Here is a 26,138-nt window from a genome sequence, read left to right on the forward strand (position 1 = left end):
GTCCCCGACGCTACCCGACCAGCGTGGCCAGGTATGCCTCACGCTCGGAGACCTGGGCGAGCAGCTGCTCGGCGATCTCCTCCAGCAGCTGGTCCGGGTCGTCCGGCGCCATTTTGATCATCGCGCCGATCGCGGAGGACTCCAGCTCTCCGGCCACGACCGACAGCAGCTCCTTGCGCCGGGCCAGCCATTCCAGCCGCGCGTACAGCTCCTCGCTCGGGCTCGGCAGCGGCTCCTCCGGCACCGGCCCGGCTGCCCACTCCGCGGCCAGCTCGGTCAGCAGCGCGGCGTTGCCGTCGGCGTACGCGGCGTTGACCCGCACGATGAACGCCTCGCGCCGCTGCCGGTCCGACTCGTCCCGCGCCAGATCGGGGTGCGCCTTGCGGACCAGCTCACGGAAGGCGCGCCGCGCCTCGTCACTCGGGCGCACCCGCTTCGGGGGCTGCACGGGCTTCTCCGTGAGCATCGCCGACGCCTCGGGGGAGAGCCCCTCGGAGTCCAGCCAGCCGCCGAACAGCTCCTCCACACCGGGCATCGGCTGCACCAGCGCCCGCGCCTCCCGGGCCCGCCGCAGGTCCTCGGCGTCGCCGGTCCGGGCCGCGACGGCCTCCGCGATCCGCGCGTCCAGCTCGTCGAGCCGCGCGTACATCGGGCCGAGCCGCTGGTGGTGCAGCCGGGAGAAGTTCTCCACCTCCACCCGGAAGGTCTCCACCGCGATCTCGAATTCGATCAGCGCCTGCTCGGCCGTCCGCACGGCTTGTTCCAGGCGCCGGGTGTCCGGCTGCTCGGTGTTCTGACTCTGCTCGGCTTCCGGATTCGTCACCAGCCCAGCCTACGAGTTCCCACCCGCCCCGCGGGCCCCCGCATGCCCGAGGGTCTGTCCCCCGCCCCTTCCGTGCCCCTGAGCCCGGCTATATCCCCGTCTCCGCCGCCACCCGGCCGCCCCGCACCGCCGCCACCAGCTCCGCGTGGTCGGCCTCCGTGCGGTCCGCGTAGGCCACCGCGAACCGCACGACCGCGTCGTCCAGCTCGTCCCCCTTGCCGCAGTACCCGGCGATCAGCCGCGGATCGGCGCTGTGCGCGTGCGCCCGCGCGAGCAGCGCGCCCGTCATCCGCCCGTAGTCGTCCAGCTCGCCCGGGGCCAGTGCCGCGGGGTCGACGCTCCCCTTGCGGTTGCGGAACTGCCGCACCTGGTAGGGCCGCCCGTCGACCGTCGCCCAGCCGAGCAGCACATCACTGACGACCTGCATCCGCTTCTGCCCCAGGACCACGCGCTGCCCCTCGTGACGGGTCTCCGGCGCCGCGAAGCCGGCCTTCGCCGCGTGGGGCAGCAGGGCCGAGGGGCGGGCCTCCTTCACCTGGAGCACCAGCGGCTCGCCACGGTGGTCGAGCAGCAGCACCACGTACGAGCGCAGCCCCACGCTCCCCGTGCCCACCACCCGGAACGCCACGTCCTGCACCTCGTAGCGCGCGAGCAGCGGGACCATGTCCTCCGGCAGCGTCCGGAGATACGCGCCGAGGGCCAGGGCGACCGACGCGGCCTCGTCGTGCGGCACCCGCCGCAGGACCGGAGGCGCGTCCACGAAGCGCAGACCGCCGTCGTCGGTCCGCTCGGTCGCCTTCGCCGCGAAGCGCGCGCTCGTGTTCCGCCGGGCCTTCTCCGCCACCCGCTCCAGCGTGCCCAGCAGGTCCTTGGCGTCCGCGTGCGAGACGAGCCGTTCGTCGGCGATCGCGTTCCACGCCTCTATCGCCGGCATCCTGGCCAGCAGCCGCATCGTGCGGCGGTAGGCGCCCACCGCGTCCCGGGCCGCCTCCCGGCAGGTGTCCTCGTCCGCACCCGTCTCCCGGCCCGCCAGCACCAGCGAGGCGGCGAGCCGCTTGACGTCCCACTCCCAGGGCGCGTGGAGGGTCTCGTCGAAGTCGTTCATGTCGATGACGAGGCCGCCGCGGGCGTCGCCGTAGAGGCCGAAGTTCGCGGCGTGCGCGTCGCCGCAGATCTGCGCGCCCACCCCGGTCACGGCGGTGCCCACCAGGTCGTAGCCCATGAGTCCGGCCGAGCCGCGCAGGAAGGCGAAGGGCGAGGCCGCCATCCGGCCGACGCGGATCGGTGTGAGCTCGGGCAGCCGTCCCGCGTTGGCCGCCTCGACCGTCTCCACCGCGCCGGGCCGCCCCGCACCGGCCTCCCACTCGGCGTGCGCGGAACGCGGCACCCGCGCCCGCAGCGCCTTCCCGGCGGCCTTCGGCGAAGGTCCGGGGGCGGACGCCTCACCGGCTCCCGCACCTCCCGAACCCCTGGCCCCACCCGTCACCGATCGCGCGAAACCCGGCACGTGCGGCAGTCGCGTCATCGCGCGCCACCTCCCCCTCCACCCATGGCGCAGCGTCACGCGGCGTCAAGCGGCAAGCGTCAACTGCCCTGACCGTACAGCGCGGTGTCGACGGCGAGGGACGTCCCGGTATTTCTCCACAGGACACCCACCGGCGGTGGTGGCCAGGGGGTCAGCTGAACTCTCGTGGGCACTGCGCGCTGTCTCCCAGGTAGCGCTGCGCCCACCGTCCCAGCTCCTTGAGTGCGGGCTCCATCGCCAGCCCCGCCTCGGTCAGCCGGTAGGAGACACGAAGCGGAGGCCCTGATTCCACTTCCCGTACGAGCAGACCGGCCGCGGCCAGCTCCGTGAGGCGGTCGGAGAGCATCCGCTCACTGATCCCCGGGATGGCCCGTCGCAGGTCGGCGAAGTGCGCCCGCCCCGGCAGCAGGGTCGCCACGATCAGACCCGTCCAACGCTTGCCGAACAGCTCGAAGACGCGCGTCATGCCCTCGTCCGCCTTCTTGCACGCCTGCTCGCTGTGGTCCGCCATGAGACCAGAGTACTGCGTTCCTCTTAGGTGCTGCGAAAAAGTAAGTGACTGTGCTAATACTAGTTGCATACAGAACTACACCTCTGTTCGCCGTCGGCGACGTCGGCACTACAGCCCGTTGTTTGGAGACCCCATGGCCACGCTGCTGCACCTCGACTCGTCCGCCCTCCCCCAGGGCTCCGCCTCCCGCGATGTCACCGCCGTCTTCCGTAAGACCTGGGAGGAGCAGCACCCCGAGGGCACGGTCGTCTACCGCGACCTCGCCGCGAACCCGCTGCCGCACATAACCGCCACCGCGCTCAGCGTGGGCTCCGTCGACCCGGCCGAGTTCACCGCCGAGCAGCGCGCCGCCCACGATCTGCGCGTCGAGCTGGCGGAGGAGCTGGAGCGGGCGGACGCGGTGCTGATCGGCACCCCGATGTACAACTTCACGATCCCCTCCAGCCTCAAGGCGTGGCTGGACCAGGTGATCATCATGGGTCGCACGGCGGGCGAGAAGCCCTCCGCCGCCGGCACCCCGGTCACCGTCGTCGCCAGCCGTGGCGGCTCGTACGCGCCGGGGACGCCGCGTGAGTCCTTCGAGTTCGTGACGAACTACCTGGAGAAGGTGCTGACCGGCATGCTCGGCCTGGAGGTCGACTTCATCGTCCCCGAGCTGACCCTGGCCGCCACCGTGCCCGCCATGGCCGAGCTGGTCGGCAAGTCCGAGGCCTCCCGGGCCAAGGCCAATGAGGAAGCCGCCGCCAAGGCCAAGGCCCTGGTCGCCCGTCTCGCCGGCTGACACCGCTCCCACGGCGCACTGCGCGCGATCCTCGGGCCCGGACGCCTCACGCCGGGCCCGACGTCGTACCCGTGCCGCATCCGCGGCGCATGCCCGGCGCATCCGTCGTGGTGCCGCATGTCACGTCGCCGGACCGTGCTGCAGAACATGCTTCCGGACAACGAGAAACGGGCCCCTCCCGGTGATTCTCATCACCGGGAGAGACCCGTTCCCGCTCTGTGCGCGAGGGGGGAGTTGAACCCCCACGCCCTTTCGGGCACTGGAACCTGAATCCAGCGCGTCTGCCTATTCCGCCACCCGCGCATGGGTGCTGTCTTGGACTCTCGCACTTTCTTCGGACTGTCCGCCCGGGTCTTGTGCGTTCGCCTTTCGACATGCAGAACATTAGCACGCTGTGGAGGGTGCCTTCACACCACTTCCCTGCCGCCCGGTCCGTCGGTCCGGCGGGGACCGCACCGGTTGCGGGACACTGGCTCACGGCCGCCTCTACGATCCCTAGTGGAGCGCGCAGTGGGCGGCGGTGAAGGCGACACTCGTCACTCCTGGCGCCGAAGGGGAACCAGCCGTTTTCCCGACGCGTGGATACGATCAGTAAGCAGTATCAGGAACGACACTGAGCATCAGGAACGTCACTGAGGGAAGGAGGTGCCCCGTGGGAGTACTGAAGCGCTTCGAGCAGCGACTCGAGGGTCTCGTGAACGGCACCTTCGCCAAGGTGTTCAAGTCCGAGGTGCAGCCTGTCGAGATCGCGGGCGCACTCCAGCGCGAGTGCGACAACAACGCCACCATCTGGAACCGTGACCGGACCGTCGTCCCGAACGACTTCATCGTCGAGCTGAGCGCCCCGGACTTCGAGCGGCTCAGCCCGTACTCCGGGCAGCTCGGGGACGAGCTCTCCGGCATGGTCCGCGACTACGCCAAGCAGCAGCGGTACACCTTCATGGGGACCATCAAGGTCCATCTGGAGAAGGCCGACGACCTCGACACCGGGCTGTACCGGGTGCGCAGCCGCACCCTCGCCTCCAGCGAATCGCAGGACCCGCAGGGCCAGCAGCCCGCCGCACCCCGCGGCGCGGCCGGTGGCCAGGTCACGCACGGCGCGGGCTATCCGGCTCAGCCGGCCGGTCCGCCGCCGATGCCCACCTCCCCGCCGCCCGGCGCTCCCGGCCGCCCCGCGCCCCGTGCGGGCGGCCCCGGGCCGGGCGCCGTCCCCGGCACCCAGACCCGCCGTTGGATCGAGATCAACGGCACACGTCACCAGATTTCCCGGCCCACCCTCGTACTGGGCCGCAGCACCGAAGCGGACGTACGGATCGACGACCCCGGCGTATCCCGCCGGCACTGCGAAATCCGGGTCGGAACCCCCGCGACCATCCAGGACCTGGGTTCGACAAACGGCATCGTGGTGGACGGGCAGCACACCACGCGCGCTACGCTCCGCGACGGCTCGCGCGTCGTCGTGGGCAGCACCACCATCGTTTATCGGCAAGCCGAAGGGTGAAGCGGGGGCAATGTCAGAGCTGACCCTCACGGTCATGCGGTTGGGTTTCCTCGCCGTACTGTGGCTGTTCGTCATCGTGGCCGTCCAGGTCATTCGCAGCGACCTGTTCGGCACGCGTGTCACGCAGCGCGGCTCACGCCGCGGTGGCCAGGACCGCCAGCCGCAGCGTGCGCAGCAGACCGCGCCGCCGCAGCAGCGACAGCAGCAACAGTCCGGCGGTCGACGTGCGGAGCGCGGCCGACGCGGCGCCCCCACCAAGCTGGTGGTCTCCGAGGGCACCCTCACCGGGACCACGGTCGCCCTCCAGGGCCAGACCATCTCCCTGGGCCGCGCCCATGACTCGACGATCGTGCTGGACGACGACTACGCCTCCAGCCGGCATGCCAGGATCTACCCCGACCGCGACGGCCAGTGGATCGTCGAGGACCTGGGGTCCACCAACGGCACCTATCTCGACCGGACCCGGCTGACCACCCCGACACCGATCCCGCTCGGCGCGCCGATCCGCATCGGCAAGACCGTCATCGAGCTGCGGAAGTAGTAGGACCATGACGACCGGAGGGTGGGCACCGTGCGGATGTACCCGGAGCCGTCGGGCGAGGTGCGCATGAGTCTGTCACTGCGCTTCGCCGCCGGATCTCACAAGGGGATGATCCGGGAGGGCAACGAGGACTCCGGTTACGCCGGCCCCCGGCTGCTCGCCATCGCCGACGGCATGGGCGGCCAGGCCGCGGGCGAGGTCGCCAGCTCCGAGGTGATCTCCACCCTCGTGTCGCTGGACGACGACGTCCCCGGCTCGGACATCCTGACCTCCCTCGGCACCGCCGTGCAGCGCGCGAACGACCAGCTGCGCGCCATGGTCGAGGAGGACCCGCAGCTCGAGGGCATGGGCACCACCCTGACCGCGCTGCTGTGGACCGGTCAGCGGCTCGGTCTCGTGCACGTCGGCGACTCGCGCGCGTATCTGCTGCGCGACGGCGTGCTCACCCAGATCACACAGGACCACACCTGGGTGCAGCGGCTCGTCGACGAGGGCCGGATCACCGAGGAGGAGGCCACCACCCACCCGCAGCGCTCCCTGCTGATGCGCGCGCTGGGCAGTGGTGACCACGTGGAGCCCGATCTGTCGATCCGCGAGGTCCGGGCGGGCGACCGCTACCTCATCTGCTCCGACGGGCTCTCCGGCGTCGTCAGCCATCAGACGATGGAGGAGACGCTCGCCAGCTACCAGGGCCCGCACGAGACCATCCAGGACCTGATCCAGCTCGCGCTGCGCGGCGGCGGTCCCGACAACATCACCTGCATCGTCGCGGACGTGCTGGAGATCGACGGCGGCGACACCCTCACGGCACAGCTCAACGACACCCCGGTGATCGTGGGCGCGGTCGCCGAGAACCAGCTCCAGCTCGGTGACGACGGCGCCATGCAGACCCCGGCCGGCCGTGCCGCGGAGCTGGGCCGCGCCAACCGGCCCGTGCCGCCGCAGGGCCCCGGGGCGGCCGCGGGCGGCTTCGGCCCGCCCGGCAGCGGTGACCCGGCCATAGGCGGCGCGCCGGACGGTGCCTTCGGCTCGTTCTCCGACGAGGACTTCGTCAAGCCGCCCCGCGGCGGCAGGTGGCTCAAGCGGTCGCTGATCATCGCCGTGGTGCTCGGCATCGTCGGCGGCGGTCTCTACGCCGGCTACGAATGGACCCAGACGCAGTACTACGTGGGCGCCAAGGACAACGACCACGTGGCCGTCTACCAGGGCATCAACCAGGATCTGGCGTGGGTGGGCCTCAGCAAGGTCTACGAGGACCACCGCGAGATCGAACTCAAGTACCTCCCCGTGGACCAGCGCACCCGTGTCGAGGACACGATCGCGGTCGGCAGCCTCGATCAGGCCCGGCAGAAGGTCAAGGACCTCGGCACGCTCGCCGGCGCCTGCAAGAAGGCGGACGAGCGGCGCAAGGCCGAGCAGCAGCAGCGGGAGACCGAGAAGCAGAACGGCGACAAGACGGGCAACGCGCCCGGTGCCGCCCAGGACGACCCGAAGGCCCCGAAGGATCCGAAGACAGGGGAGCGGGCCGACGTCCGGGCCACCCCGGTACCGTCCCCGGGTCCCACCCTCAGCGAGGAAGAGCAGAAGTTGGTCCCGCAGTGCAGCAGCGCTCAGCAGTAAAGCCGTAGGGGGCCATCAAAGCCATGCCATCAATGCCATCCATGCCATCCATGTCGTCGAGCACCACCAACACGACGACGATCAGCACCGCGGGTCCGCCGAGCCGGCGCAACACCGAGCTGGCGCTGCTCGCCTTCTCGGTGCTCATCCCGTGCTTCGCGTACGCCAACGTCGGTCTCGCCCTCGACGGCGAGATGCCCTCCGGCATGCTCGGCTACGGCCTCGGCCTCGGCCTGCTGGCCGGTGTCGGCCATGTGGTGGTGCGGAAGTTCGCCCGCTACGCCGATCCGCTGCTGCTGCCGCTGGCCACCCTCCTCAACGGGATCGGGCTGGTCATCATCTGGCGGCTGGACCAGGCGCCACGGCTGATGGCGAAGAAGTTCTTCCACCCCAGCGCGCCCAACCAGCTGCTGTTCTCGGCCCTCGGTATCGCTCTCTTCGTGGCAGTCCTGATCTTCCTCAAGGACCACCGCATCCTGCAGCGCTACACCTATATCTCGATGGTCGTGGCGCTGATCCTGCTCGTCGCGCCGATGTTCTTCCCCGCGAAGTTCGGTGCGCGCATCTGGATCACGATCCCGGGTCTGGGCTCGCTGCAGCCGGGTGAGTTCGCGAAAATCATCTTGGCGATCTTCTTCGCCGGCTATCTCATGGTGAAACGTGACGCCCTGGCCCTGGCCAGTCGTCGCTTCATGGGGCTCTATCTGCCGCGCGGCCGGGACCTCGGTCCCATCCTGGTCGTCTGGGCGGTCAGCATCCTGATCCTCGTCTTCGAGACCGACCTCGGTACCTCGCTGCTGTTCTTCGGCATGTTCGTCGTGATGCTCTACGTCGCGACCGAGCGCACCAGCTGGATCGTCTTCGGTCTGCTGATGTCGGCCGGCGGCGCGGTCTTCGTGAACACCTTCGAGCCGCACGTCCAGCAGCGCGTCGACGCCTGGCTGCACCCGTTCGACGCGTTCAAGGACGGCTCCTCCGACCAGATCGCCCAGGCGCTGATGGCCTTCGGCTCCGGTGGCGTCTTCGGCACCGGCTGGGGCCAGGGCCACTCCGACCTCATCGGCTTCGCCGCCAACTCCGACTTCATCCTCGCCACCGTCGGCGAGGAGCTGGGTCTGGCGGGCGTCATGGCCATACTGCTGATCTACGGGCTGATCGTGGAGCGCGGTCTGCGCACCGCCCTCGCCGCCCGTGACCCGTTCGGCAAGCTGCTGGCCTGTGGTCTGTCCGCCGCCTTCGGCATCCAGGTCTTCGTCGTCGCCGGCGGTGTCATGGGTCTGATCCCGCTGACCGGTATGACCATGCCGTTCATGGCGCAGGGTGGTTCGTCCGTCCTCGCCAACTGGGCCCTCGTCGCCATCCTCGTCAAGATCAGCGACACCGCGCGCCGCCCGGCCCCGGCCCCCGCACCGTCCCCCGACGCCGAGATGACCCAGGTGGTCCGCCCGTGAACAAGCCCGTGCGCCGGATCGCGATCTTCTGTGGCCTTCTCGTCCTCGCCCTGATGATGCGCGACAACTGGATCCAGTTCGTCCAGGCCGAGGAGCTCAAGACCCACGAGAACAACCGCCGGGTCCTGATCGCCCGCTACAGCCAGCCGCGCGGCAACATCATCGTCGACGGCCAGACGGTCACCGGGTCCAAGGAGACGGACAACACCGACTTCAAGTACAAGCGCACGTACAAGAACGGCGAGATGTGGGCGCCGGTCACGGGCTACGCCTCGCAGGTCTACGGCGCGAACCAGCTGGAGAAGCTCGACGACCCGGTGCTGACCGGCGACGACGACCGGCTGTTCTTCAACCGCACGGTCGACATGATCACCGGCAAGGGCAAGAAGGGCGGTGACGTGATCACCACCCTGAACGCCAAGGCCCAGGAGGCCGCCTTCAAGGGCCTGGGCAACAAGCGCGGTGCCGTCGCCGCGCTCGACCCGCGCACCGGCAAGATCCTCGCTCTCGCCTCCACGCCCTCGTACGACCCCTCGCGCATCGCGGGCAGCGACGACGAGAAGGCGTGGAAGGAGCTGACGAGCGACAAGAACCAGCCGATGCTGAACCGCGCGCTCAAGCAGACCTACCCGCCGGGCTCCACCTTCAAGGTCGTCACGGCCGCGGCCGCGCTGCAGAACGGTCTGTACAAGGACGTCGACTCCAAGACCGACTCGCCGCTGCCCTGGACGCTGCCGGACACCCGGGTACAGCTCCAGAACGAGGGCAACATCCCCTGCAAGGAAGCCTCGCTGCGGGTCGCCCTCCAGTACTCCTGCAACACGGTCTTCGGCAAGGTCAGCGCCGACCTCGGCAACAAGAAGATGATCGAGCAGGCGGAGAAGTTCGGCTTCAACAACCCGAAGCTCGACACGCCCGTCCGCGCCGCCGAAAGCGTCTATCCCAAGGACAACCGCCCGCAGAACGCCATGGCGGGCATCGGCCAGGCCTCCAACCGCGCCACGCCGCTGCAGATGGCCATGGTCGCCGCCGCGGTCGCCAACAACGGCAAGCTCATGGAGCCGTACATGGTCGACAAGCTGCGCGCCCCGAACCTCAATGTGATCGAGACGCACCAGCCGAAGCAGCTGAGCCAGCCGCTCAGCTCCGACAACGCGCAGAAGCTCCAGTCGATCATGGAGACCGTGGTCGAGAAGGGCACCGGAACCAACGCCCAGATCGACGGCGTCACCGTCGGCGGCAAGACCGGTACCGCCCAGCACGGCGTCGACAACAGCGGCAACCCGTACGCGTGGTTCATCTCCTACGCCAAGGGGAAGGACGGCTCGCCGGTCGCCGTGGCCGTCGTCATCGAGGGCTCGGAGACCACCCGTGACGACATCGCGGGCGGCAAGCTCGCCGCGCCGGTCGCGAAGGGCGTCATGGAGGCGGTACTCAGCACGGAGAAGTGACACCGCTCACCTCCGTGGCCGTCCGGCTCCCGCGACGGTACCGGTCGTATATCAGGTGACGGTGGCGCCCAGGAGGCGCACGGTGCTCCGGGTACGGTATGCCCGGACAGCACACCGCCGGACCCACGCCGGTGCGGTCAGGAAAACGGAAGGGCTGGAGCTATGGAAGAGCCGCGTCGCCTCGGCGGCCGGTACGAGCTGGGCTCGGTGCTCGGCCGTGGTGGCATGGCCGAGGTCTATCTCGCCCACGACACCCGGCTCGGCCGCACCGTCGCCGTGAAGACGCTCCGGGTGGACCTCGCCCGGGACCCGTCCTTCCAGGCCCGGTTCCGCCGTGAGGCCCAGTCGGCCGCCTCGCTCAACCACCCGTCGATCGTCGCCGTCTACGACACCGGCGAGGACTACGTCGACGGGGTCTCGATCCCGTACATCGTCATGGAGTACGTGGACGGGTCCACGCTGCGCGAGCTGCTGCACTCGGGCCGGAAGCTGCTGCCCGAGCGCTCGCTGGAGATGACCATCGGCGTCCTCCAGGCGCTCGAGTACTCCCACCGCGCCGGCATCGTCCACCGCGACATCAAGCCGGCGAACGTCATGCTGACGCGCACCGGCCAGGTCAAGGTCATGGACTTCGGCATCGCCCGGGCGATGGGCGACTCCGGCATGACCATGACGCAGACCGCGGCCGTCATCGGCACCGCCCAGTACCTCTCCCCCGAGCAGGCCAAGGGCGAGCAGGTCGACGCGCGGTCCGACCTGTACTCCACCGGCTGTCTGCTGTACGAGCTGCTCACGGTCCGGCCCCCCTTCGTCGGCGACTCGCCCGTGGCGGTCGCCTATCAGCACGTCCGGGAAGAGCCGAACCCGCCGAGCGTCCACGACCCCGAGATCACGCCCGAGATGGACGCCATCGTCCTCAAGGCGCTGACCAAGGACCCGGACTACCGCTACCAGTCGGCCGACGAGATGCGCGCCGACATCGAGGCGGCCCTCGACGGCCAGCCCGTGGCCGCCACGGCCTCGCACGCCGCGGGTGGCTACGGCGCCCCCGGCGGCTACGGCGAGGACCAGCCGACCACGATGCTGCGCCCGCAGGACCCGGCGACCTCCATGATGCCGCCGGTGCGCGACGACGACGGCGGTTACGGCTACGACGACCGCGACGGTCGGCGCGGCGGTGCCAAGAAGAGCAATCTCTCGACGATCCTGCTGGTCGTCGCGGGCATTCTGGTGCTCGTCGGGGCGATCTTCATCGGCAAGTCGCTCTTCGGCGGCAGCGGCAACAACGACCAGGTGACCGTGCCGACGCTGACCGGCGAGACGCTGGCCTCCGCCCAGAAGATGGGCGAGAACGGCGACTTCAAGGTCACCCAGGACGGCGAGACCTTCTGCGACCAGCCCAAGGGCAAGGTCTGCGACCAGAACCCCAAGGCCAACGCCAAGGTGGACCGCGGCTCCGAGGTCAAGGTCGTGCTGTCCAAGGGCGCGGAGAAGGTCTCCGTGCCGGATGTCCGGGGATCCAAGTTCGAAGAGGCCGAGGCGGAGCTCAAGGCCAAGGGCTTCACCGTCCGGCAGAAGCAGGTGGAGTCCGACCGGACCGCCGGCATCGTGATCGACCAGGACCCCAAGGGCAGCACGAAGGCCGAGAAGGGCACCGAGATCACCCTCTCCGTGGCCTCGACCCCCGCCTCCAAGACCGTCCCGTCCGTCGTCGGTCAGCCCTTCGACGCAGCGAAGAAGCAGCTCACCGACCTCGGCTTCAAGGTCGTGAAGGACGAGGAGGAGTCGGACCAGCCGCCCGGCAACGTCGTCCGGCAGAGCCCCGACGGCAACACCACCGCGCAGCCGAACTCCACGGTCACCCTCTTCGTCGCCAAGGCGGGCCAGAAGATCAGCGTGCCGGGTGTGGTCGGCCAGAAGCTCAAGGACGTCAAGAAGACGCTGACGGACGCGGGTCTGAAGGTCGGCAACATCGCCGGCCCGCAGGACGACAACGCCATGGTGATGGTCTCCGACCCGGTGGGCGGCACGCAGGTCCCGAAGGACACGCCCGTCAACCTCACCACCATCGCCGGTGTCCCCGGTGACACCGGCACCCCGGGCACGACCGGGACCCCCGGTTCCACCGGCGGTGACAACGGAGGCGGCCTCTTCGGCGGCCCCTTCGGCCGGCGTCACTAGACGCTCCGCGGGCTTGTCCTGCCGCCTGCGGCGGCGGGCGCCCTGCGGGCGCGTCCTCAATCGCCGGACGGGCTGCATTTGCAGCCCGTCCGGCGATTGAGGACAGAGCTAACGCAATTCCCTCGGGCGAGTGCGCTCGCTGTCGACCTTCTCCGTGCGTTGCAGCTCCGCCCAGACGATGTAGCGGTAGTCGGAGGTGTAGACGGGCGTGCAGGTCGTGAGGGTGAGGAAGCGGCCGGGCTTCTTCGCGCCGGACTCCTTCGGCAGCGGGTCCAGGACCTCGACGTTGTACTTCGAGGTCTCCTTCAGCTCCGAGTAGACCTTGTAGACGTACCAGGTGTCGCGGGTCTCGAAGACGACCGCGTCACCGACCTTGACCTTGTGGATGTTGTGGAACTTCGCGCCGTGGCCGTCCCGGTGGGCGGCCAGCGTGAAGTTGCCCTTCGCGTCCCACGGCATCGCGGACTTCACCGGCGCGCGGTAGAACCCGGCCACGCCCTCGTTGAGGACAGAGCTGCTCGTGCCGCTCCTGACGAGCACCTCGCCGTTCCTCATGGACGGCACGTGCAAAAAGCCGATGCCGTCCTTGGTGTCCAGGGCGCCCGGGCCCTTGGCCCAGTTCTGGCGCACGTGGTTGCCCTGCTTCTTCGCCTCGCGGTCGGCCAGCACGTTCGTCCACCACAGGGAGTAGACGACGAACAGGGCCATCAGGACGCCCGCCGTGATCAGCAGTTCACCGAAGAGACTGACGGCGGCGGCGATCCTCCCCCGTGGGCGGGCCGGGCGGCCGGGCCCGTCGTCGTCGATCCGTGCCACCGCGTCGTACCCCGTTTCGCTCTGCTGTCTCACTCGACGAGGGCGTCCGGCTTTCCCTTGCTCCGGGGCCGCTCGTCGACCATCTTGCCCCAGACGATCATTCGATACGTACTGGTGAATTCCGGAGTGCAGGTGGTGAGAGTGACGTAGCGGCCCGGCCCCGTGAAGCCCGATCCGACCGGCACGGGGGCGATGACCCCGACGTTCGCCGGCGATGTCTGGTCCAGGCGGCTCGTCATTTCATACGTGTAGAAGGTACTGCTGGTCTCCACAACGATCTTGTCGCCGGGACGCAGCCGGTTGACGTAGCGGAACGGCTCTCCGTGGGTGTTGCGGTGACCGGCGAGCGAGAAATTGCCCTGCGCGTCCCACGGCATCGCGGTCTTGAGCGGGCCCTCGGCGTAGTGCCCGACCATGCCCCGGTCCAGCACCTTCTGTTTGCCGATGCCCTCGGCGACGGGCGCCTTCACATCCAGCTTCGGGATGTAGAGGATCGCGAAGCCCTGGCCGGGGGAGAACGCCCCGGCGGCCCGGTCCTCGCCGCCGCTCTCCTCCCACGCGTGCTGGAGGCTGTTCGCGGCCCCGCCCGCCTGGCGCTGGGCGATCACATTCGTCCACCAGAGCTGGTAGGCGACGAACAGCAGCATCAGCGCGCCCACGGTGATGAACAGCTCGCCCGTCAGCCGGCTCACGATCACCCCGACGCTGTCCTTGCGCGCCCGCTGCGCCCGTCGGGCCGCTCTGCGCCGCTCCGCACGCCCCCCGGTGGGCGGCCCCGCGGTCGGCTCCCGGACCCGGCGCAGCGTTAACGTCGCGTGGTCCTCGGGGGGCAGTGGCTGGGAAACCACCCGTGCGGGGCCCTCCGTGGCCGCTACGGGCTCCGTGGGGCCCAGGGGCTTTGCTGGGTACCAGGAAGGCTCCTGGTGCTGTTGTGGCGTCAGCCAGGGGCTCTGCTCGGAGCCTTGTGGTGTCCGCCACGGGTCCCGCTCGGGGCGGAGCGAGGTCACGCCCCGGCCTTGCCCACCACCGGGGCGAGCCCCGCCGAGCGGTCCACCGCCCCCGCGTCACCACAGGCGACCAGCCAGTTGGCGAGCATCCGGTGCCCCCACTCGGTGAGCACCGACTCGGGGTGGAACTGCACCCCTTCGACCGGCAGCTCGCGGTGTCTGAGCCCCATCGCGACCCCGCTCTCGGTCCAGGCGGTGATCTCCAGCTCGTCCGGCCAGGTCTCCCGCTCGACCGCGAGGGAGTGATAGCGGGTGGCGGTGAACGGCGTCGGCAGCCCCCGGAAGACGCCCGTGCCCTCGTGGGTCACCAGGGAGGTCTTGCCGTGCAGCAGCTCGGGGGCCCGGCCGACCACGCCGCCGTACGCGACCGCCATCGACTGCATCCCCAGGCACACCCCGAAGACCGGCACCCCGGTCTCCGCGCAGTGCCGCACCATGTCGATGCAGACGCCCGCCTGCTCCGGCGCGCCCGGGCCGGGGGACAGCAGCACCCCGTCGAAGCCGTCCTGCGCGTGGCGCAGCTCGACCTCGTCGTTGCGCAGCACCTCGCATTCGGCGCCCAGTTGATAGAGGTACTGGACGAGGTTGAAGACGAAGCTGTCGTAGTTGTCCACGACGAGGATGCGCGCGCTCATCGGTTCACCGCCATTCCGTTGTCGACCGTCACATCGTTGAACGGCAGCAGCGGTTCCGCCCAGGGGAAGACGTACTGGAAGAGGACGTACACGATCGCCAGCACGAGGAGCAGCGAGATCAGCGCCCGCACCCATGCGTTGCCCGGCAGATGACGCCAGATCCAGACGTACATGCTGTCCCTACTTGCCGATGACGAGTCGATTGCAGCACCAGACTAAAGGGCCGCACCGCCGGTGGGTGGTCAGCCGGACAAAGCCGCGGGCCTGCCGTCGGCGACGGGCGAGGTGGCGTCCAAGTGCGCCCAGACGATCAGCCGGTGGCTGTGTCCCCACTCGGGTTCACAGGTGGTGAGGGTCAGATAGCGGCCCGGTCCGCGGTAGCCGGCCTTCGCCGGGACCGGGTCGATGACGCCGAGGTCGTCGGGCCGGGTGCGGTACGGGGGGCGGTCGACGCGATAGGTGAACCAGGTGGTCCCGTCGTTGAGCACCACCGCGTCGCCGGGGCGCAGCCGGGGGACGTCCTTGAAGGGGTCGCCGTGGGTGCGGCGGTGGCCGGCGACGGCGAAGTTGCCCGTCGCGCCCAGGCGCGCGGTACCCGCGTAGTGCCCGAGCCCCTTCTTGAGCAGCTCGGGCCCGGTGCCCTCCAGGACGGGCTTGGCCCAGCCGGCGCCGAAGCGCGGGACGTACATGACGGCGAAGGACGTGCCGGGCGGGCGGGCCTTCGCCGGGGGCGGGGACGCTCCGGCGGCGGCTTCGCCCCCGGGCCCGGTGACCGGCCCCGTGGACCACTCGTCCTGGAGCCGGCCGATCTCGTCCTTCATGGCGCTGTCGGCGCGGACGCCGGTCCAGTACAGGACGTAGACGACGAAGAGGACGATCACCGTGCCGACGGTGACGCAGAGCTCGCTGAGCGTGCGGACGACCAGGCGTGTCCTCACCGGCCGGCCCCCTCCCGGGTCACCCCATGGGCTTCGCGTAGTGGAGATCCACTGTGCCCGAGTAGCCGGGAAGAGTCACCGCGTCGTGCTGGTCGACTTTCCAGCCGAGCCCGTAGGCGTTCACGTACTGGAGGTAGTTCTGGATCGTGGGGGAGGTGTCGAGCGCCTTGCGCAGCAGACCGCGGTCGCCGACGGCCGTCACCTTGTACGGCGGGGAGTAGACGCGACCCTGGAGGATGAGGGTGTTGCCGACGCAGCGGACCGCGCTGGTGGAGATCAGCCGCTGGTCCATGACCTCGATGCCCTTGGCGCCCCCGCGCCACAGGGCGTTGACGACGGCCTGCAGGTCCTGCTGATGGATCACCAGGTCATTGGGCTGGGGCTGGGGGATGCCGGGGATCCGGGCCGTGGCGTTGGGCGGCGCGTCGGTGAGCGTCACCGTCAGGCCCGTACCGCTGAGCTCGGTGGTGCCGGCGGCCCGCGCCAGGGCATTGAGCTTCTTGTCCTGGGCGGCGGTGTTGCCGTTGTCGCGCCGGGCGAGCGCGTCGACCTTGGACCGCATGCCCGCGGCGCTCTCGTCGAGGTCGGCGTTCTTGCGGCTGCGTTCCTGGATGAGGTCGGAGAGCCGCAGCATCGAGTCGTCGGTGCGGATGTCGGTGCCACGGGCGGTGTTGAAGCTGGTGAAGAAGAGAAGACCGGCCAGCGCGAAGACTCCGGCGGTCAGCAGCCGCACGGGTCGGAAACGCCGGGAAGGCGTGCTGGTGGAGTCCGCAGAATTACTCAACGTACCCTTATCCTCTCCGACGCCGCGGAAGCACTACGCTAACGGACGCCCGGGGGAACGAAGAGCTCCCGTCGCTCCCGCCCCGGCAGCCAGCCTTGTATCCCCAGCGCGGTTACGCAGCGCATCGACAGGAGAGTTCCTCGTGCCGAAGTCACGGATCCGCAAGAAGGACGACTTCACTCCACCGCCGGTGAAGACACAGAATCTGAAGCTGGGCACCAGCGGACGCGGCTGGGTGGCCCCCCTGATGCTGGCCATGTTCCTGATCGGGCTGGCCTGGATCGTGCTCTTCTACGTGACGAGCGGCGACATGCCCATCGAGTCGCTGCGCAACTGGAACATCGTGGTGGGCTTCGGCTTCATCGCGGCGGGGTTCGTGGTCTCCACGCAGTGGAAGTAGCGCCGGACCGGCTTCCTGGGGGAGCCCGTGGCGTGACCCTTCGGGACGCCCTGGCGCAAGCCCTCCCCTGAGCCTTCCAGCGAGTTATCCACACCCTCGTCCACAGTGGGGAAAAACTCAGAAGATCTGTGGATAACTTCCTCGGCGTTGACGCCGGTGTGACTGATCGCAAGCACTGCGTATCGCCGTCGCACCGGCGTCTTCCAGCGGAAACGCGGCCCGGGGCAGTGGGGAACACGCGTTCCCCACATCGTGCACAAGATCCGGCGCTCGCTGTGGACAACCGTCGCTCATCTGTGAGGCCACGGCCCCTTCCGGGTGGCGCCGGCCCGCTCAGCTCGCGAGCTGGAGCGTCCGTACGGCCACCGCCGCGACGATCACCAGCAGCGCCGCTCCACAGGTCACGTACTGCACCAGCGCCCGTTTGTGCCGGGGGGCGTGCACCAGGCCGAAGGCCACCGCGGTACCCACCACCAGGCCGCCGACGTGCGCCTCCCAGGAGATGTTCGACCAGGTGAAGGTGAAGATCAGGTTGAGCACCAGCAGCGCGACGACCGGGCGCATGTCGTAGTTCAGCCGCCGCAGCAGCACGGCCGTCGCGCCCAGCAGGCCGAAGATCGCACCCGAGGCACCCAGCGAGGGCTGGTTCGGCGCGGCGACGAAGTAGGCCAGCGCGCTGCCGCCCAGACCGGACAGTACGTAGAGCGCCAGGTAGCGGATCCGGCCGAGCGCGGCCTCCAGCGGCGGGCCGAGGAACCACAGCGAGAGCATGTTGAAGGCGAGGTGCATCGGTTCCTGGTGCAGGAACGTCGCCGTCAGCAGGCGGTACCACTGCCCCTCGGCGACCCCTTCCAACGGGGTGAAGGGGGTGAGCGCCGCCCGGCCGAAGAGCTCCAGGTCGTCGACGACCCGGTCGCCGACGGCCAGCACCACGATCCACAGGGCGACGTTCATCCCCAGCAGGATCTTGGTCACCAGGCGCGGATCGGCGACGTGCGTGCCGCCGGCGATCGTGCGCGGTGCCGTCGCCCGCGGGTGGTGGCCGGTGCCGGAACCACTGGCCACGCACTCCGGGCACTGGAACCCGACCGAGGCGCTGACCATGCACTCCGGGCAGATCGGCCGCTCACAGCGGGTGCAGCGGATACCGGTCTCCCGGTCCGGATGCCGGTAACAACCGACAACCTGGTCGTTCATGCTCTCCCCTTGCCCCGGTCGGCGGACCGGTATGCGAGACGCGGCCCCGCCCGTCATACGGACGGGCGGGACACGGGGTTCCCGTACGGGAGCGCGTCGTCGCTCCTAGCCCTCGCGGGTCTCGATCACGACCGACTCGATGACGACGTCGTTGACCGGGCGGTCGGTGCGCGGGTTGGTCTGGGCGGTGGCGATCGCGTCCACGACCTTCTTGCTGGCGTCGCTGGTGACCTCGCCGAAGATGGTGTGCTTGCCGGTCAGCCACGTGGTGGGCGAGACGGTGATGAAGAACTGCGAGCCGTTGGTGCCCGGACCGGCATTGGCCATGGCCAGCAGGTACGGCTTGGTGAAGGCCAGGTCGGGGTGGAACTCGTCGGCGAACTTGTAGCCGGGGCCGCCGGTGCCGTTGCCGAGCGGGTCACCGCCCTGGATCATGAAGCCCTCGATGACCCGGTGGAAGACGGTGCCGTCGTACAGCTTGTCCGTGGTCTTCTGACCCGTCTCCGGGTTCACCCACTCGCGCTCGCCCTGGGCGAGCTCGACGAAGTTCTTGACCGTCTTCGGGGCGTGGTTCGGCAGGAGCCGGACCTCGATGTCCCCGTTGTTGGTCTTCAGGGTGGCGTAGAGCTGCTCGGCCACGATCTACCTTCCATAGGCTTCGCTGACAGCCACCGATCCTCGCACGGACGGGATCGCGGCGAGTAGCCACCAAAGGGCCGCGCGCGGCGCCGAAAGGTGGCATTGTCGAACGAAGCTCCCCCATGACCCGAATGCCCGCCCTCACATGCCGGACCACGCATGGCCAGGCATGATTTTCCACTGGGTGGAAAGGCGGAAAACCGTACGCCACCGAGGAGGAGGTTCTCGTGACCCGCAAGGACAGCGTGCTCGCCGCGACCAGCACGGCGAAGGACAGCGTGCGGCACGCCGCGGAGGTGGTGGCGCCCTACGCCGGCACGGCCAAGGACGCGGCCGTGCACTTCGCGCACGAAGCTCGTGCCCAGCTCGCGCCGAAGATGGAGGCCGCCGCCCGGCAGGCCAGGATCAGCGCCGGTGAGCAGTACCACGCCCACCTGGCACCGCGGCTCGAACATGCCCGTGGCTCCCTCCCGCCGAAGGTGGACCAGGCCGCCGTGCGCGCCCGCGCCGCCGCCGAGCCGGTCCGGGAGGAAGCGGTCTCCCGTGGCGCGGCCACCCTCGCCGCGCTGCGCGGCCAGGTCTCGGCGGCCGAGGTCGAGCGGCTCGTGCGGCGGCGCGACCGGCGCTGCCGGATGGGCCGGGCGGCCAAGCGGCTGGCGGTGCTCGGGCTGCTCGCGGGTGGCGCCTTCGCCGTATGGAAGTGGTGGGACAAGCAGGCCAACCCCGACTGGCTGGTCGAGCCCCCGGCTCCCACCGAGATCGCCGACCGCGCCCCGCTGAGCTCCGTCGACGGCAGCGGCGCGGCCCTGGACCCCGAGGTGCAGGCCAAGCAGGCCGAGGCCGAGGCGGGCAACGGCCCGTCCGAGGAGCGCGGCGACCAGCACTGACCTGCCCGCCCGATCACTCACAAGCCGCGAGGCGGAAGACCCTACGGTCTTCCGCCTCGCGGCTTGTTGCGGTGGGCCCGGGGCCTCAGGCCACCGCTGTCAGGTGGCGGACGACGTCGGGGGCCGGGGGCGTGAGGGCGTGCACGCAGTCCCGCAGGAGCAGGGGGATCGTGAGGTGGGCGGGGCTCGGTTCGTGGGCGAGGTTGTGGTCGAGGAGGGTGTCGAAGAGCCGCTCCACCTCCGTGGGAGCGAGGCCGGTGGCGGCGCAGGCCTGGGGGACGTCGTAGGTGGTCGCCGGGTGGCGGGCGAGGGTGCGGTTGAACTGCTGTACGTCGAGCGGCAACTGCGCGTGGGACAGGGCCAGGACGGACATCAGGTCGCGGTCCGCCGTGCGCAGGAACGCGGCCCGGCCGGCGGTCGTGAGCAGGCGCGCCGTCACGTCCGGCACCGTCCACGAGGGGCGGTCGCGCAGCCGGGTCGCCGCGAGGCGCAGAGCGAGCGGGTGATGGCCGCACAGGGTGACCGTCTGGGTCAGGGGTGAGCCCGCGCAGGCGTCGCCCGCGACGCGGCGGAACAGCGTTTCCGCGTCCGCGGGGGCCAGCGCTCCCAGCGGCAATGAGCGGGCGCCGTCCGGGGCGGTCGTCTTGCCGCGGGCGGTGATCAGGGTGAGGGTGTCGCCGGTGCCGGGCAGGAGCGGGGCCACCTGGGCCGCGTCGGCCGCGTTGTCGAGGACCAGCAGGGCGCGGCGGCCCGCGAGGCGGGAGCGCCAGACCGCGCTGCGTTCGGCCAGGCCTGTCGGGATGGCCTCGGGGGCCGTGCCGTCGGAGCGCAGCAGGACGCCCAGCGCCTCCTCGGGGTCGAGCGGCGCGCGGGTCGTGCTGAAGCCGTGCAGGTCGATGTAGTACTGGCCGTCCGGGTGGTCCGCGGTGCGGCGGTGGGCGAAGTGGACGGCGAGGGCGGTCTTGCCGATGCCGCCCATGCCGTCGATCGTGACCGTGCGGGGAGAGCCGGGGTGCCGGTCATCGGCGGCCCGGTCCAGCAGGGCGAGTTCGGCGGTGCGGCCGGTGAAGTCGGGCAGGTCGCGCGGAAGGTAATTGCCCTGGCCGGGGCGGAAGCTGACAGGCCGTTCGGGCCGGGGCTCCTCGCGCTGAGCCTGCGGTGCGTCCGCGAGGATCTCGCTGTGCAGGCGCCGCAGCCGGGGGCCGGGCTCCAGGCCCAGTTCGTCGTCGAGCAGGCGGCGGCCCTCGTCGTAGACCGCGAGCGCGTCGGCCTGCCGTCCGCTGCGGTACAGGGCGAGCATCAGGCTGCCGCGCAGCGCGTCGCGCAGCGGGTGCGCGGCGCTCAGCGCGGACAGCTCGGCCACCAGGGACGCGGCCTCACCCGCCGCGAGGCGCAGCTCCATCAGCTCCTCGACCGCGGTGAGCCGTTGCTCGTCCAGCCCCGCCGCGGCGGCGGTCACCGCCGGGCAGTCGATGCCCGTGAAGGCGTCGCCGCGCCACAGGTCCACCGCCGACTGGAACAGCCGCATCGCCTCGGCGTCACGGCCCTCGCGGCGGGCGGCGCGTGCGGCGCGGGTCCACGCGGTGAAGCGGTGCGCGTCGACGACGTCGGCCGGTACGTCCAGGCGGTAGCCGACGTCCGTGGTGACCAGACCGCCGCCCTCGGAGGGGGCGAGGGAGGCACGCAGATCACGGATCGCGTTGTGCACCTGATGGCGGGCGGAGGCAGGCGGGTCCTGCCACAACTCGTCCACCAGGGTGTCCATCGCCACCGTACGCCGGGCGTTGAGCAGAAGAAGGGCCAGAAGTCGCCGTTGACGCATTCCTCTGAGTCGGGACGGTATTCCTGACTCGCGTACCTCCAGCGGGCCCAGAACCAGAAACTCCATTGCCCCTCACCCCCGACGTTCCGCACTGTGCAGCGTGATGACGATGCTGCTGACGCTAGGTGCGGGGGGTGTACGTATTCAACGCGCGTACTCCTGACGGGACATGCCGTACCTCCAAAGACACACACCGGAACCGCGTATTCCAGCCATAGGTTCGCAACATGACCCTGGCTCTTGCGCCTCTCCCCGATTCGCCCCATCCTGCCACCGCGGTTTTCGACGGACCGAATTCCGTTATTCGTTCCACCGCGCGCACCGTCGGGAATTGCCTGCGCGAGGCGCGCCCGCTCGTGCAGGTCATGTTCGTACTGCGATTCGTCACAGGGGCGCTGCTGACGGCCTCCGCCGCGCACCACCGGCCGAACGCCCCGCATCTGCTGCTCGGCGCCCTCGCCTGGTGGGCGGCGACCGTCAGTGTCTACGTCTTCAACGGGGTGAGCGACCTGTGCGAGGACCGCGCCAACAAATCCCGGCGGCCGCTCGCCAGCGGCCGGTTGACCGAGTCGGCGGCCCGGCGGGCCGTGGCCGTGACCGCCCTGGCCGGGCTGCTGTTCGGCTGCGCCGCGGGCTGGGAGGTGGCCGAGTCCACCGCCGTCTTCCTCGCCCTGGGGTACGCCTACTCGGCGCCGTCGATCGCGGCGAAGTGCCGCTCCTGGTCCGCCTCCGCGGTCACCTGCGCCGCCGCGGGAGCGACGTACTTCGCCGGAGTATCGGCCTCCGGCAGCGGGCTCACCGCCGAGGCCGCCGTCTTCGCCGTGGTGCTCTCGCTCGGCGTGGGTCTGATCGCCGCCGTCGCCAAGGACCTGGGCAGCACCCGGGGTGACGCCCTCGCGGGCCGCCGCACCCTGGCCGTCGTCCGCGGCGAACGCAGCGCCCGGCGGTTCTGCGCCACGGCCGGGGTGGCTCTGACCCTGGCCATCACGGCCGGTGCCGTGTGGGTGCATCAGCTGCCGCTGGAGGCGGCCGCCGCCGTCTTCGCCGTGGGCGCCCTGTGCGTGGCCGCGCGCTGTCTGCCCGTCCGCGAGGAGCGGGAGCGGCCCCGGGCCCCGTACCGGGCCTGGATGGTCACCCAGTACGCCGTCCATCTGGCCGCGCTGGCCGCGCTCGCGTGGGCGTGAGCCCGCCATCCGCTATGGGCCACCTTGTCCGTTCGATGGCATATTCGAAGCGCGTTGTTATGATCCGCAGAGCGGGTGAGTGTGGGGAATCACGCCGCCCCGGTCTCGACTTTTCCCCACGTGGGGGCACGCTGTGGGACATTCCGCTGACTCGGCGACCGATCGGTCCTGTCTCATTGAAGCCGCTGTCGCCCGCTATGCCGACGGCTTGCGGGAGGCCGGCAACGCGCTCGCGCTCCGCCCGGAGCTGTGGCTGACCTGCGAGAGACAGGCCCGGCAGATCCTCGGCGAGTGCATCGACACCCTGCACGGCACCCAGGTGCAGGTCGCCGAGGAGGCCGAGCTCGCCTCGATGGCGCTCGGCGTGCAGCGCTCCTTCGAGAAGGTCCCGCCGATCGACTCGGTCCAGGCGGCACGAGTGCTGTTCGACGTGGCGGTCGGGACGCTGACCGAGGCCGCCGCGCGCCTTCCCGCCGACATCGCCCTGGCCCGGAGCCTGACCGCCGTACGGATGCTGCACGAGGCGATCTTCACGCGGGTCAGCGCCGCCGCCATCGGCTACGAGTCGGCGACCCTGCGCGATGTGGGGCAGGCCAGCACCGCGAGCCGCCACCGGATCGCCCGCGATCTGCACGACCACATCGGCAGCAGCATCAGCCTGGCGCTGCGCTGCCTCGACCTCTACGCCATGGAGCAGGCGAGCGGGGCCGCCCCGCCGCGCGACCGGCTCGCAGACGCGCGGCAGGCGCTGCGCGACGTCTTCGGCTTCACCCGCTCCATGGTCAGCGGACTGCGGGTCAACGAACTGCACGACGGTCTCAAGGAGGAGATCGACGCCTACAGCGCCGCCTCCTCCGACCGCCCCGCGGAGGTCCGCTCCCGTATCGACGGCGACGAGTCGTGGCTGCCCGAGCGGACCCGCCAGGAGCTGTTCCTCATCGTGCGGGAAGCCCTGCGCAACGCGTTCACGCACGCGCGGGCGGACCGGATCGACGTCGCCGTGCGGATCCACCCCGACGCCGTGCACGCCACGGTCACCGACGACGGGGTCGGGCTGCCGGACCGGCGCGACGGTGAGGGCACCGGCCTGAGGGCCATGCGACAGCGGGCGGCCGCCCTCGGCGGGACGCTGGAGCTGGTCGGCGAGCCCGGCCGGGGGACCCGGGTGCGGCTGCGCATCCCGCTCGACGGGGCCGAGGCGGGCGGACGATGAGCGCGGGAGCGCCCGTCGGCGGCGACATCCGGATCCTGGCCGTGGACGACCACCGGCTGCTGCGCGAGGCACTGTGCGAGCTCCTGGAGCTGTACGAGGGGCTGACCGTGGTCGCCCAGGCCGACGACGGGCCCGGCGGGGTCCGCATGGCGGGCCTGCACCGGCCGGACGTGGTGCTGCTCGACGTGGAGATGCCGGGCCCCGGCCCGCTCGCCAACCTGCGGGGGATCCGGCAGGCGGCGCCCGACGCCCGGATCATCATGCTGACGATGCACGACGACCGCCGGCTCATCGACTCGCTGCTGTCCGCGGGGGCGATGGGCTATCTGCACAAGGAGACCGACCGGGAGGTCCTCGTCGCCGCGATCCGCAGCGCCATGGCGGGCGGCACGATGATGTTCCTGCCGCGTACGTCGGGCTCCGGGCCGGACCGGGACCGGGAACCGGACCCCGCCGATGCCCTCACCCTCCGCGAGCGGGAGCTGATGGAGCTGGTCGCGCAGGGACTGAGCAACCGGCAGATCGGCAGCCGCCTCGGCATCACCGAGGGCACGGTCAAGCGCCATCTGCGGAACATCTTCGACAAGCTCGGCGCCACGTCCCGGCTCGACGCGGTCAACCGGATGCACCCGCCGCGCCGCTACTGAGCCGCTGCCGCCCGGGCGGCGCGTTCGCGGCGGTCGGCGACCAGCAGGGCGATCGCCGGGACGAGGGTGAGCGCGTAGACGGCGAGCAGCCAGCCGAAGGAGTCGGCGAACGCGGCCGGGACGAGCCCGTGGTGGGCCTTTGCGGCCCGGTCGAGGACGACCGTGACCACGGCGAGGGCGACGGTGCCGCCGATCCGCTGGATCAGGTTGAGCTGCGCCGAGGCGTCCGGGATGGAGCGCGGCTCGATCGACTCGAAGGCCCGGGTCATGGCCGGCACGATGGTCAGGCCCGTGCCCAGGCCCCGGACGGCGAGTCCGGCGCAGAGCAGCGGGTACGGCGTGGTGGACGAGAGCATCGTCAGCGGCACGGTCGCCAGCATCGTGAGGACGATGCCGATGACGACGGTGGTGCCGCCGCCGATCTTCTTCATGATCGGGCGGCAGGCCAGGCCCGCGACGACGACGCCGATGCCGCCGGCCGACATCAGCAGGCCCGTGGTGACCGCGCTCTCGCCGCGGGCCGACTGGAAGTACAGCGGGATCAGCATCATCGGCGAGAAGAGGACGAAGCCGAGGCAGAAGATGTTGGTCGCGGCCGTGCGGTAGACGCGGTGCGTGAACAGGCGCAGGTCCAGCAGCGGTGCGGTGGTGCGGAGCTGGTGCCGTACGAACACGACGCCGCTCAGCACGGCCAGGACCAGCGGCACCAGCAACGCGGGGTGGGCGGACAGGCCGGTGTCGGCGAAGGCGTGCACGGCGAGCACGACGCAGACCGTGCAGGCGGCGGCGGTCACCAGGCCCAGGAAGTCGAAGGAGCGGGCACCGGACGGCTCCCCGCCCGGGGTGTCCTTGCGGACGCGGAGGACGGCGGCCAGGAGCAGCACGGCGCACAGCGGGAGGTTGACGGCGTAGACGGCCCACCAGCCCCAGGCGTTGACGAGGAGTCCGCCGACGGTGGGGCCGAGCAGCGGGCTGATCAGCATGACGCTGCCGTTCAGCGCCTGGACCTGGCCCAGGCGTTCGCGCGGCATGCCGCTGGTGAGCAGGATCGTGGCGACAGGGGTGAGCACACCCGCGGCCGCGCCGGACAGGCCGCGCGCGGCGATCAGTTCGGGGAGCGTCCGGCTGACGGCGCAGGCCGCCGAGCCGACGGTGAACACGGCGAGGGACGCGATGAACGTGCGGCGGGGGCCGAAGCGGGAGGCCAGCCGGCCCGCGGCGGGCATCAGGGCGACCAGGGCCAGCAGATAGGCCGTGACGACCCACTGGACCTGGGTGAAGGCACCGAAACGGGCGGATGTGTCGGCCAGGGAGACGTTGACGATGGTGGTGTCCAGCTGGGCGAGGAAGGCCCCGCCGATGGACACGGCGATGGTGAGAACGGCTGTGCGGGTGGCTTTCGCCGCCGCGGGGGTGGGGCCGGCCGGCGGGGCCGGGGGCTCGGTCTGCTGGGTCAGGGTCATGCGGGGTCGTCCTTCGGGTGGGTGGCGCCGTCGGGGTGTCGGCGCTGGTCGGGCCCGGTGCGGGGGGTGTCGTGGTCGCTCGCGCGCACGCGGCCGTGGCCGCGTGCCGACCCGGCCGCGC

The 26,138-nt window shown here is 70.7% G+C and carries 25 protein-coding genes and 1 tRNA gene; 12 read left to right on the forward strand and 14 right to left on the reverse strand.

What is annotated here, in order from left to right; translation table 11 throughout:
• Positions 1-10: 10 nt before the first annotated feature.
• The 3 genes from AB8O64_RS17885 to AB8O64_RS17895 form a co-directional block, all read right to left on the reverse strand.
• Positions 11-823 (reverse strand): hypothetical protein, encoded by an 813-nt coding sequence (locus AB8O64_RS17885; protein ID WP_370419989.1) that lies wholly within the window; start codon positions 821-823, stop codon positions 11-13.
• Positions 824-911: 88 nt separating this feature from the next.
• The gene (locus AB8O64_RS17890) at positions 912-2,348 is read right to left on the reverse strand and encodes a DUF2252 domain-containing protein (RefSeq protein ID WP_370419990.1); all 1,437 of its coding nucleotides are present in this window, start codon (positions 2,346-2,348) and stop codon (positions 912-914) included.
• Between the two features lie 151 nt (positions 2,349-2,499).
• Complete coding sequence (locus AB8O64_RS17895; protein ID WP_370419991.1) at positions 2,500-2,859, reverse strand: winged helix-turn-helix transcriptional regulator; 360 nt, start codon at positions 2,857-2,859, stop codon at positions 2,500-2,502.
• Between the two features lie 133 nt (positions 2,860-2,992).
• Between AB8O64_RS17895 and AB8O64_RS17900 the strand changes: the two genes are divergently transcribed.
• Positions 2,993-3,640, forward strand: coding sequence for an FMN-dependent NADH-azoreductase (locus tag AB8O64_RS17900; protein ID WP_370419992.1), 648 nt, complete (start codon positions 2,993-2,995; stop codon positions 3,638-3,640).
• 219 nt (positions 3,641-3,859) lie between these two features.
• Here the strand turns inward: AB8O64_RS17900 and AB8O64_RS17905 are convergent.
• A tRNA-Leu gene (locus AB8O64_RS17905) sits at positions 3,860-3,943 on the reverse strand.
• Between the two features lie 349 nt (positions 3,944-4,292).
• Between AB8O64_RS17905 and AB8O64_RS17910 the strand changes: the two genes are divergently transcribed.
• From AB8O64_RS17910 to pknB, 6 genes are all read left to right on the forward strand, one after another.
• Positions 4,293-5,141, forward strand: a complete 849-nt coding sequence (locus tag AB8O64_RS17910) for a DUF3662 and FHA domain-containing protein (RefSeq protein ID WP_356451186.1) — start codon at positions 4,293-4,295, stop codon at positions 5,139-5,141.
• Positions 5,142-5,151: 10 nt separating this feature from the next.
• The gene (locus AB8O64_RS17915) at positions 5,152-5,682 is read left to right on the forward strand and encodes an FHA domain-containing protein (protein WP_130878628.1); all 531 of its coding nucleotides are present in this window, start codon (positions 5,152-5,154) and stop codon (positions 5,680-5,682) included.
• A gap of 66 nt (positions 5,683-5,748) precedes the next feature.
• Positions 5,749-7,302 carry a PP2C family serine/threonine-protein phosphatase gene (locus AB8O64_RS17920; RefSeq protein WP_370419993.1) on the forward strand — a complete coding sequence of 518 codons (1,554 nt, stop codon included), beginning with the start codon at positions 5,749-5,751 and terminating at the stop codon, positions 7,300-7,302.
• Positions 7,303-7,352: 50 nt separating this feature from the next.
• Positions 7,353-8,753, forward strand: a complete 1,401-nt coding sequence (locus tag AB8O64_RS17925; protein WP_130878626.1) for an FtsW/RodA/SpoVE family cell cycle protein — start codon at positions 7,353-7,355, stop codon at positions 8,751-8,753.
• The gene (locus AB8O64_RS17930) at positions 8,750-10,204 is read left to right on the forward strand and encodes a penicillin-binding transpeptidase domain-containing protein (RefSeq protein WP_370419994.1); all 1,455 of its coding nucleotides are present in this window, start codon (positions 8,750-8,752) and stop codon (positions 10,202-10,204) included. The genes AB8O64_RS17925 and AB8O64_RS17930 overlap by 4 nt, the downstream gene beginning before the upstream one ends.
• Positions 10,205-10,366: 162 nt before the next feature.
• Positions 10,367-12,385, forward strand: coding sequence for a Stk1 family PASTA domain-containing Ser/Thr kinase (pknB, locus tag AB8O64_RS17935; protein WP_370419995.1), 2,019 nt, complete (start codon positions 10,367-10,369; stop codon positions 12,383-12,385).
• A 108-nt stretch (positions 12,386-12,493) separates the two neighbouring features.
• Here pknB and AB8O64_RS17940 read toward each other — a convergent pair whose 3' ends face one another.
• The 6 genes from AB8O64_RS17940 to AB8O64_RS17965 all read right to left on the reverse strand — a co-directional run bounded on the left by AB8O64_RS17940 (position 12,494) and on the right by AB8O64_RS17965 (position 16,565).
• Positions 12,494-13,201 (reverse strand): class E sortase, encoded by a 708-nt coding sequence (locus tag AB8O64_RS17940; RefSeq protein ID WP_370423893.1) that lies wholly within the window; start codon positions 13,199-13,201, stop codon positions 12,494-12,496.
• 29 nt (positions 13,202-13,230) lie between these two features.
• Positions 13,231-13,899, reverse strand: coding sequence for a class E sortase (locus AB8O64_RS17945; protein ID WP_370419996.1), 669 nt, complete (start codon positions 13,897-13,899; stop codon positions 13,231-13,233).
• Positions 13,900-14,204: 305 nt separating this feature from the next.
• Complete coding sequence (locus AB8O64_RS17950) at positions 14,205-14,843, reverse strand: aminodeoxychorismate/anthranilate synthase component II (RefSeq protein ID WP_356451177.1); 639 nt, start codon at positions 14,841-14,843, stop codon at positions 14,205-14,207.
• Positions 14,840-15,016, reverse strand: a complete 177-nt coding sequence (locus tag AB8O64_RS17955; RefSeq protein WP_165451561.1) for a hypothetical protein — start codon at positions 15,014-15,016, stop codon at positions 14,840-14,842. The genes AB8O64_RS17950 and AB8O64_RS17955 overlap by 4 nt, the downstream gene beginning before the upstream one ends.
• Positions 15,017-15,085: 69 nt before the next feature.
• Positions 15,086-15,781, reverse strand: a complete 696-nt coding sequence (locus AB8O64_RS17960; protein ID WP_370419997.1) for a class E sortase — start codon at positions 15,779-15,781, stop codon at positions 15,086-15,088.
• 19 nt (positions 15,782-15,800) lie between these two features.
• A complete protein-coding gene (locus AB8O64_RS17965; protein WP_370419998.1) occupies positions 15,801-16,565 on the reverse strand; it encodes a DUF881 domain-containing protein in 765 nt (254 codons plus the stop codon).
• Between the two features lie 142 nt (positions 16,566-16,707).
• On the opposite strand from AB8O64_RS17965, the gene crgA reads away from it, so the two are divergent.
• On the forward strand, positions 16,708-16,965 hold the full coding sequence (gene crgA, locus AB8O64_RS17970) for a cell division protein CrgA (RefSeq protein WP_130878619.1): 258 nt from the start codon (positions 16,708-16,710) through the stop codon (positions 16,963-16,965).
• Positions 16,966-17,298: 333 nt separating this feature from the next.
• Here crgA and AB8O64_RS17975 read toward each other — a convergent pair whose 3' ends face one another.
• Both AB8O64_RS17975 and AB8O64_RS17980 read right to left on the reverse strand, forming a co-directional pair.
• Entirely contained in the window at positions 17,299-18,162 is an 864-nt protein-coding gene (locus AB8O64_RS17975; RefSeq protein ID WP_370419999.1) for a rhomboid family intramembrane serine protease, read from the reverse strand.
• A gap of 105 nt (positions 18,163-18,267) precedes the next feature.
• The gene (locus AB8O64_RS17980) at positions 18,268-18,801 is read right to left on the reverse strand and encodes a peptidylprolyl isomerase (RefSeq protein WP_370420000.1); all 534 of its coding nucleotides are present in this window, start codon (positions 18,799-18,801) and stop codon (positions 18,268-18,270) included.
• Between the two features lie 227 nt (positions 18,802-19,028).
• Here AB8O64_RS17980 and AB8O64_RS17985 point away from each other — a divergent pair, with 227 nt between their 5' ends.
• A complete protein-coding gene (locus AB8O64_RS17985) occupies positions 19,029-19,688 on the forward strand; it encodes a DUF5324 family protein (protein WP_370420001.1) in 660 nt (219 codons plus the stop codon).
• Between the two features lie 85 nt (positions 19,689-19,773).
• Here AB8O64_RS17985 and AB8O64_RS17990 read toward each other — a convergent pair whose 3' ends face one another.
• Entirely contained in the window at positions 19,774-21,510 is a 1,737-nt protein-coding gene (locus AB8O64_RS17990) for a BTAD domain-containing putative transcriptional regulator (protein WP_370420002.1), read from the reverse strand.
• Positions 21,511-21,875: 365 nt separating this feature from the next.
• On the opposite strand from AB8O64_RS17990, the gene AB8O64_RS17995 reads away from it, so the two are divergent.
• The 3 genes from AB8O64_RS17995 (at position 21,876) to AB8O64_RS18005 (ending at position 24,554) form a co-directional block, all read left to right on the forward strand.
• Positions 21,876-22,694: a UbiA family prenyltransferase gene (locus AB8O64_RS17995; RefSeq protein WP_370420003.1), complete on the forward strand. Its 819-nt coding sequence runs from the start codon at positions 21,876-21,878 to the stop codon at positions 22,692-22,694.
• A 208-nt stretch (positions 22,695-22,902) separates the two neighbouring features.
• Positions 22,903-23,907, forward strand: coding sequence for a sensor histidine kinase (locus tag AB8O64_RS18000; protein ID WP_370420004.1), 1,005 nt, complete (start codon positions 22,903-22,905; stop codon positions 23,905-23,907).
• The gene (locus tag AB8O64_RS18005) at positions 23,904-24,554 is read left to right on the forward strand and encodes a response regulator transcription factor (protein WP_356451160.1); all 651 of its coding nucleotides are present in this window, start codon (positions 23,904-23,906) and stop codon (positions 24,552-24,554) included. Before AB8O64_RS18000 ends, AB8O64_RS18005 begins: the two co-directional genes overlap by 4 nt.
• Here the strand turns inward: AB8O64_RS18005 and AB8O64_RS18010 are convergent.
• Positions 24,548-26,017: a DHA2 family efflux MFS transporter permease subunit gene (locus AB8O64_RS18010; RefSeq protein ID WP_370420005.1), complete on the reverse strand. Its 1,470-nt coding sequence runs from the start codon at positions 26,015-26,017 to the stop codon at positions 24,548-24,550. The genes AB8O64_RS18005 and AB8O64_RS18010 overlap by 7 nt on opposite strands.
• Positions 26,018-26,138: the final 121 nt, after the last annotated feature.

The sequence above is a fragment of the Streptomyces sp. QH1-20 genome (genome assembly GCF_041283565.1).
Lineage (GTDB): Bacteria > Actinomycetota > Actinomycetes > Streptomycetales > Streptomycetaceae > Streptomyces > Streptomyces syringius.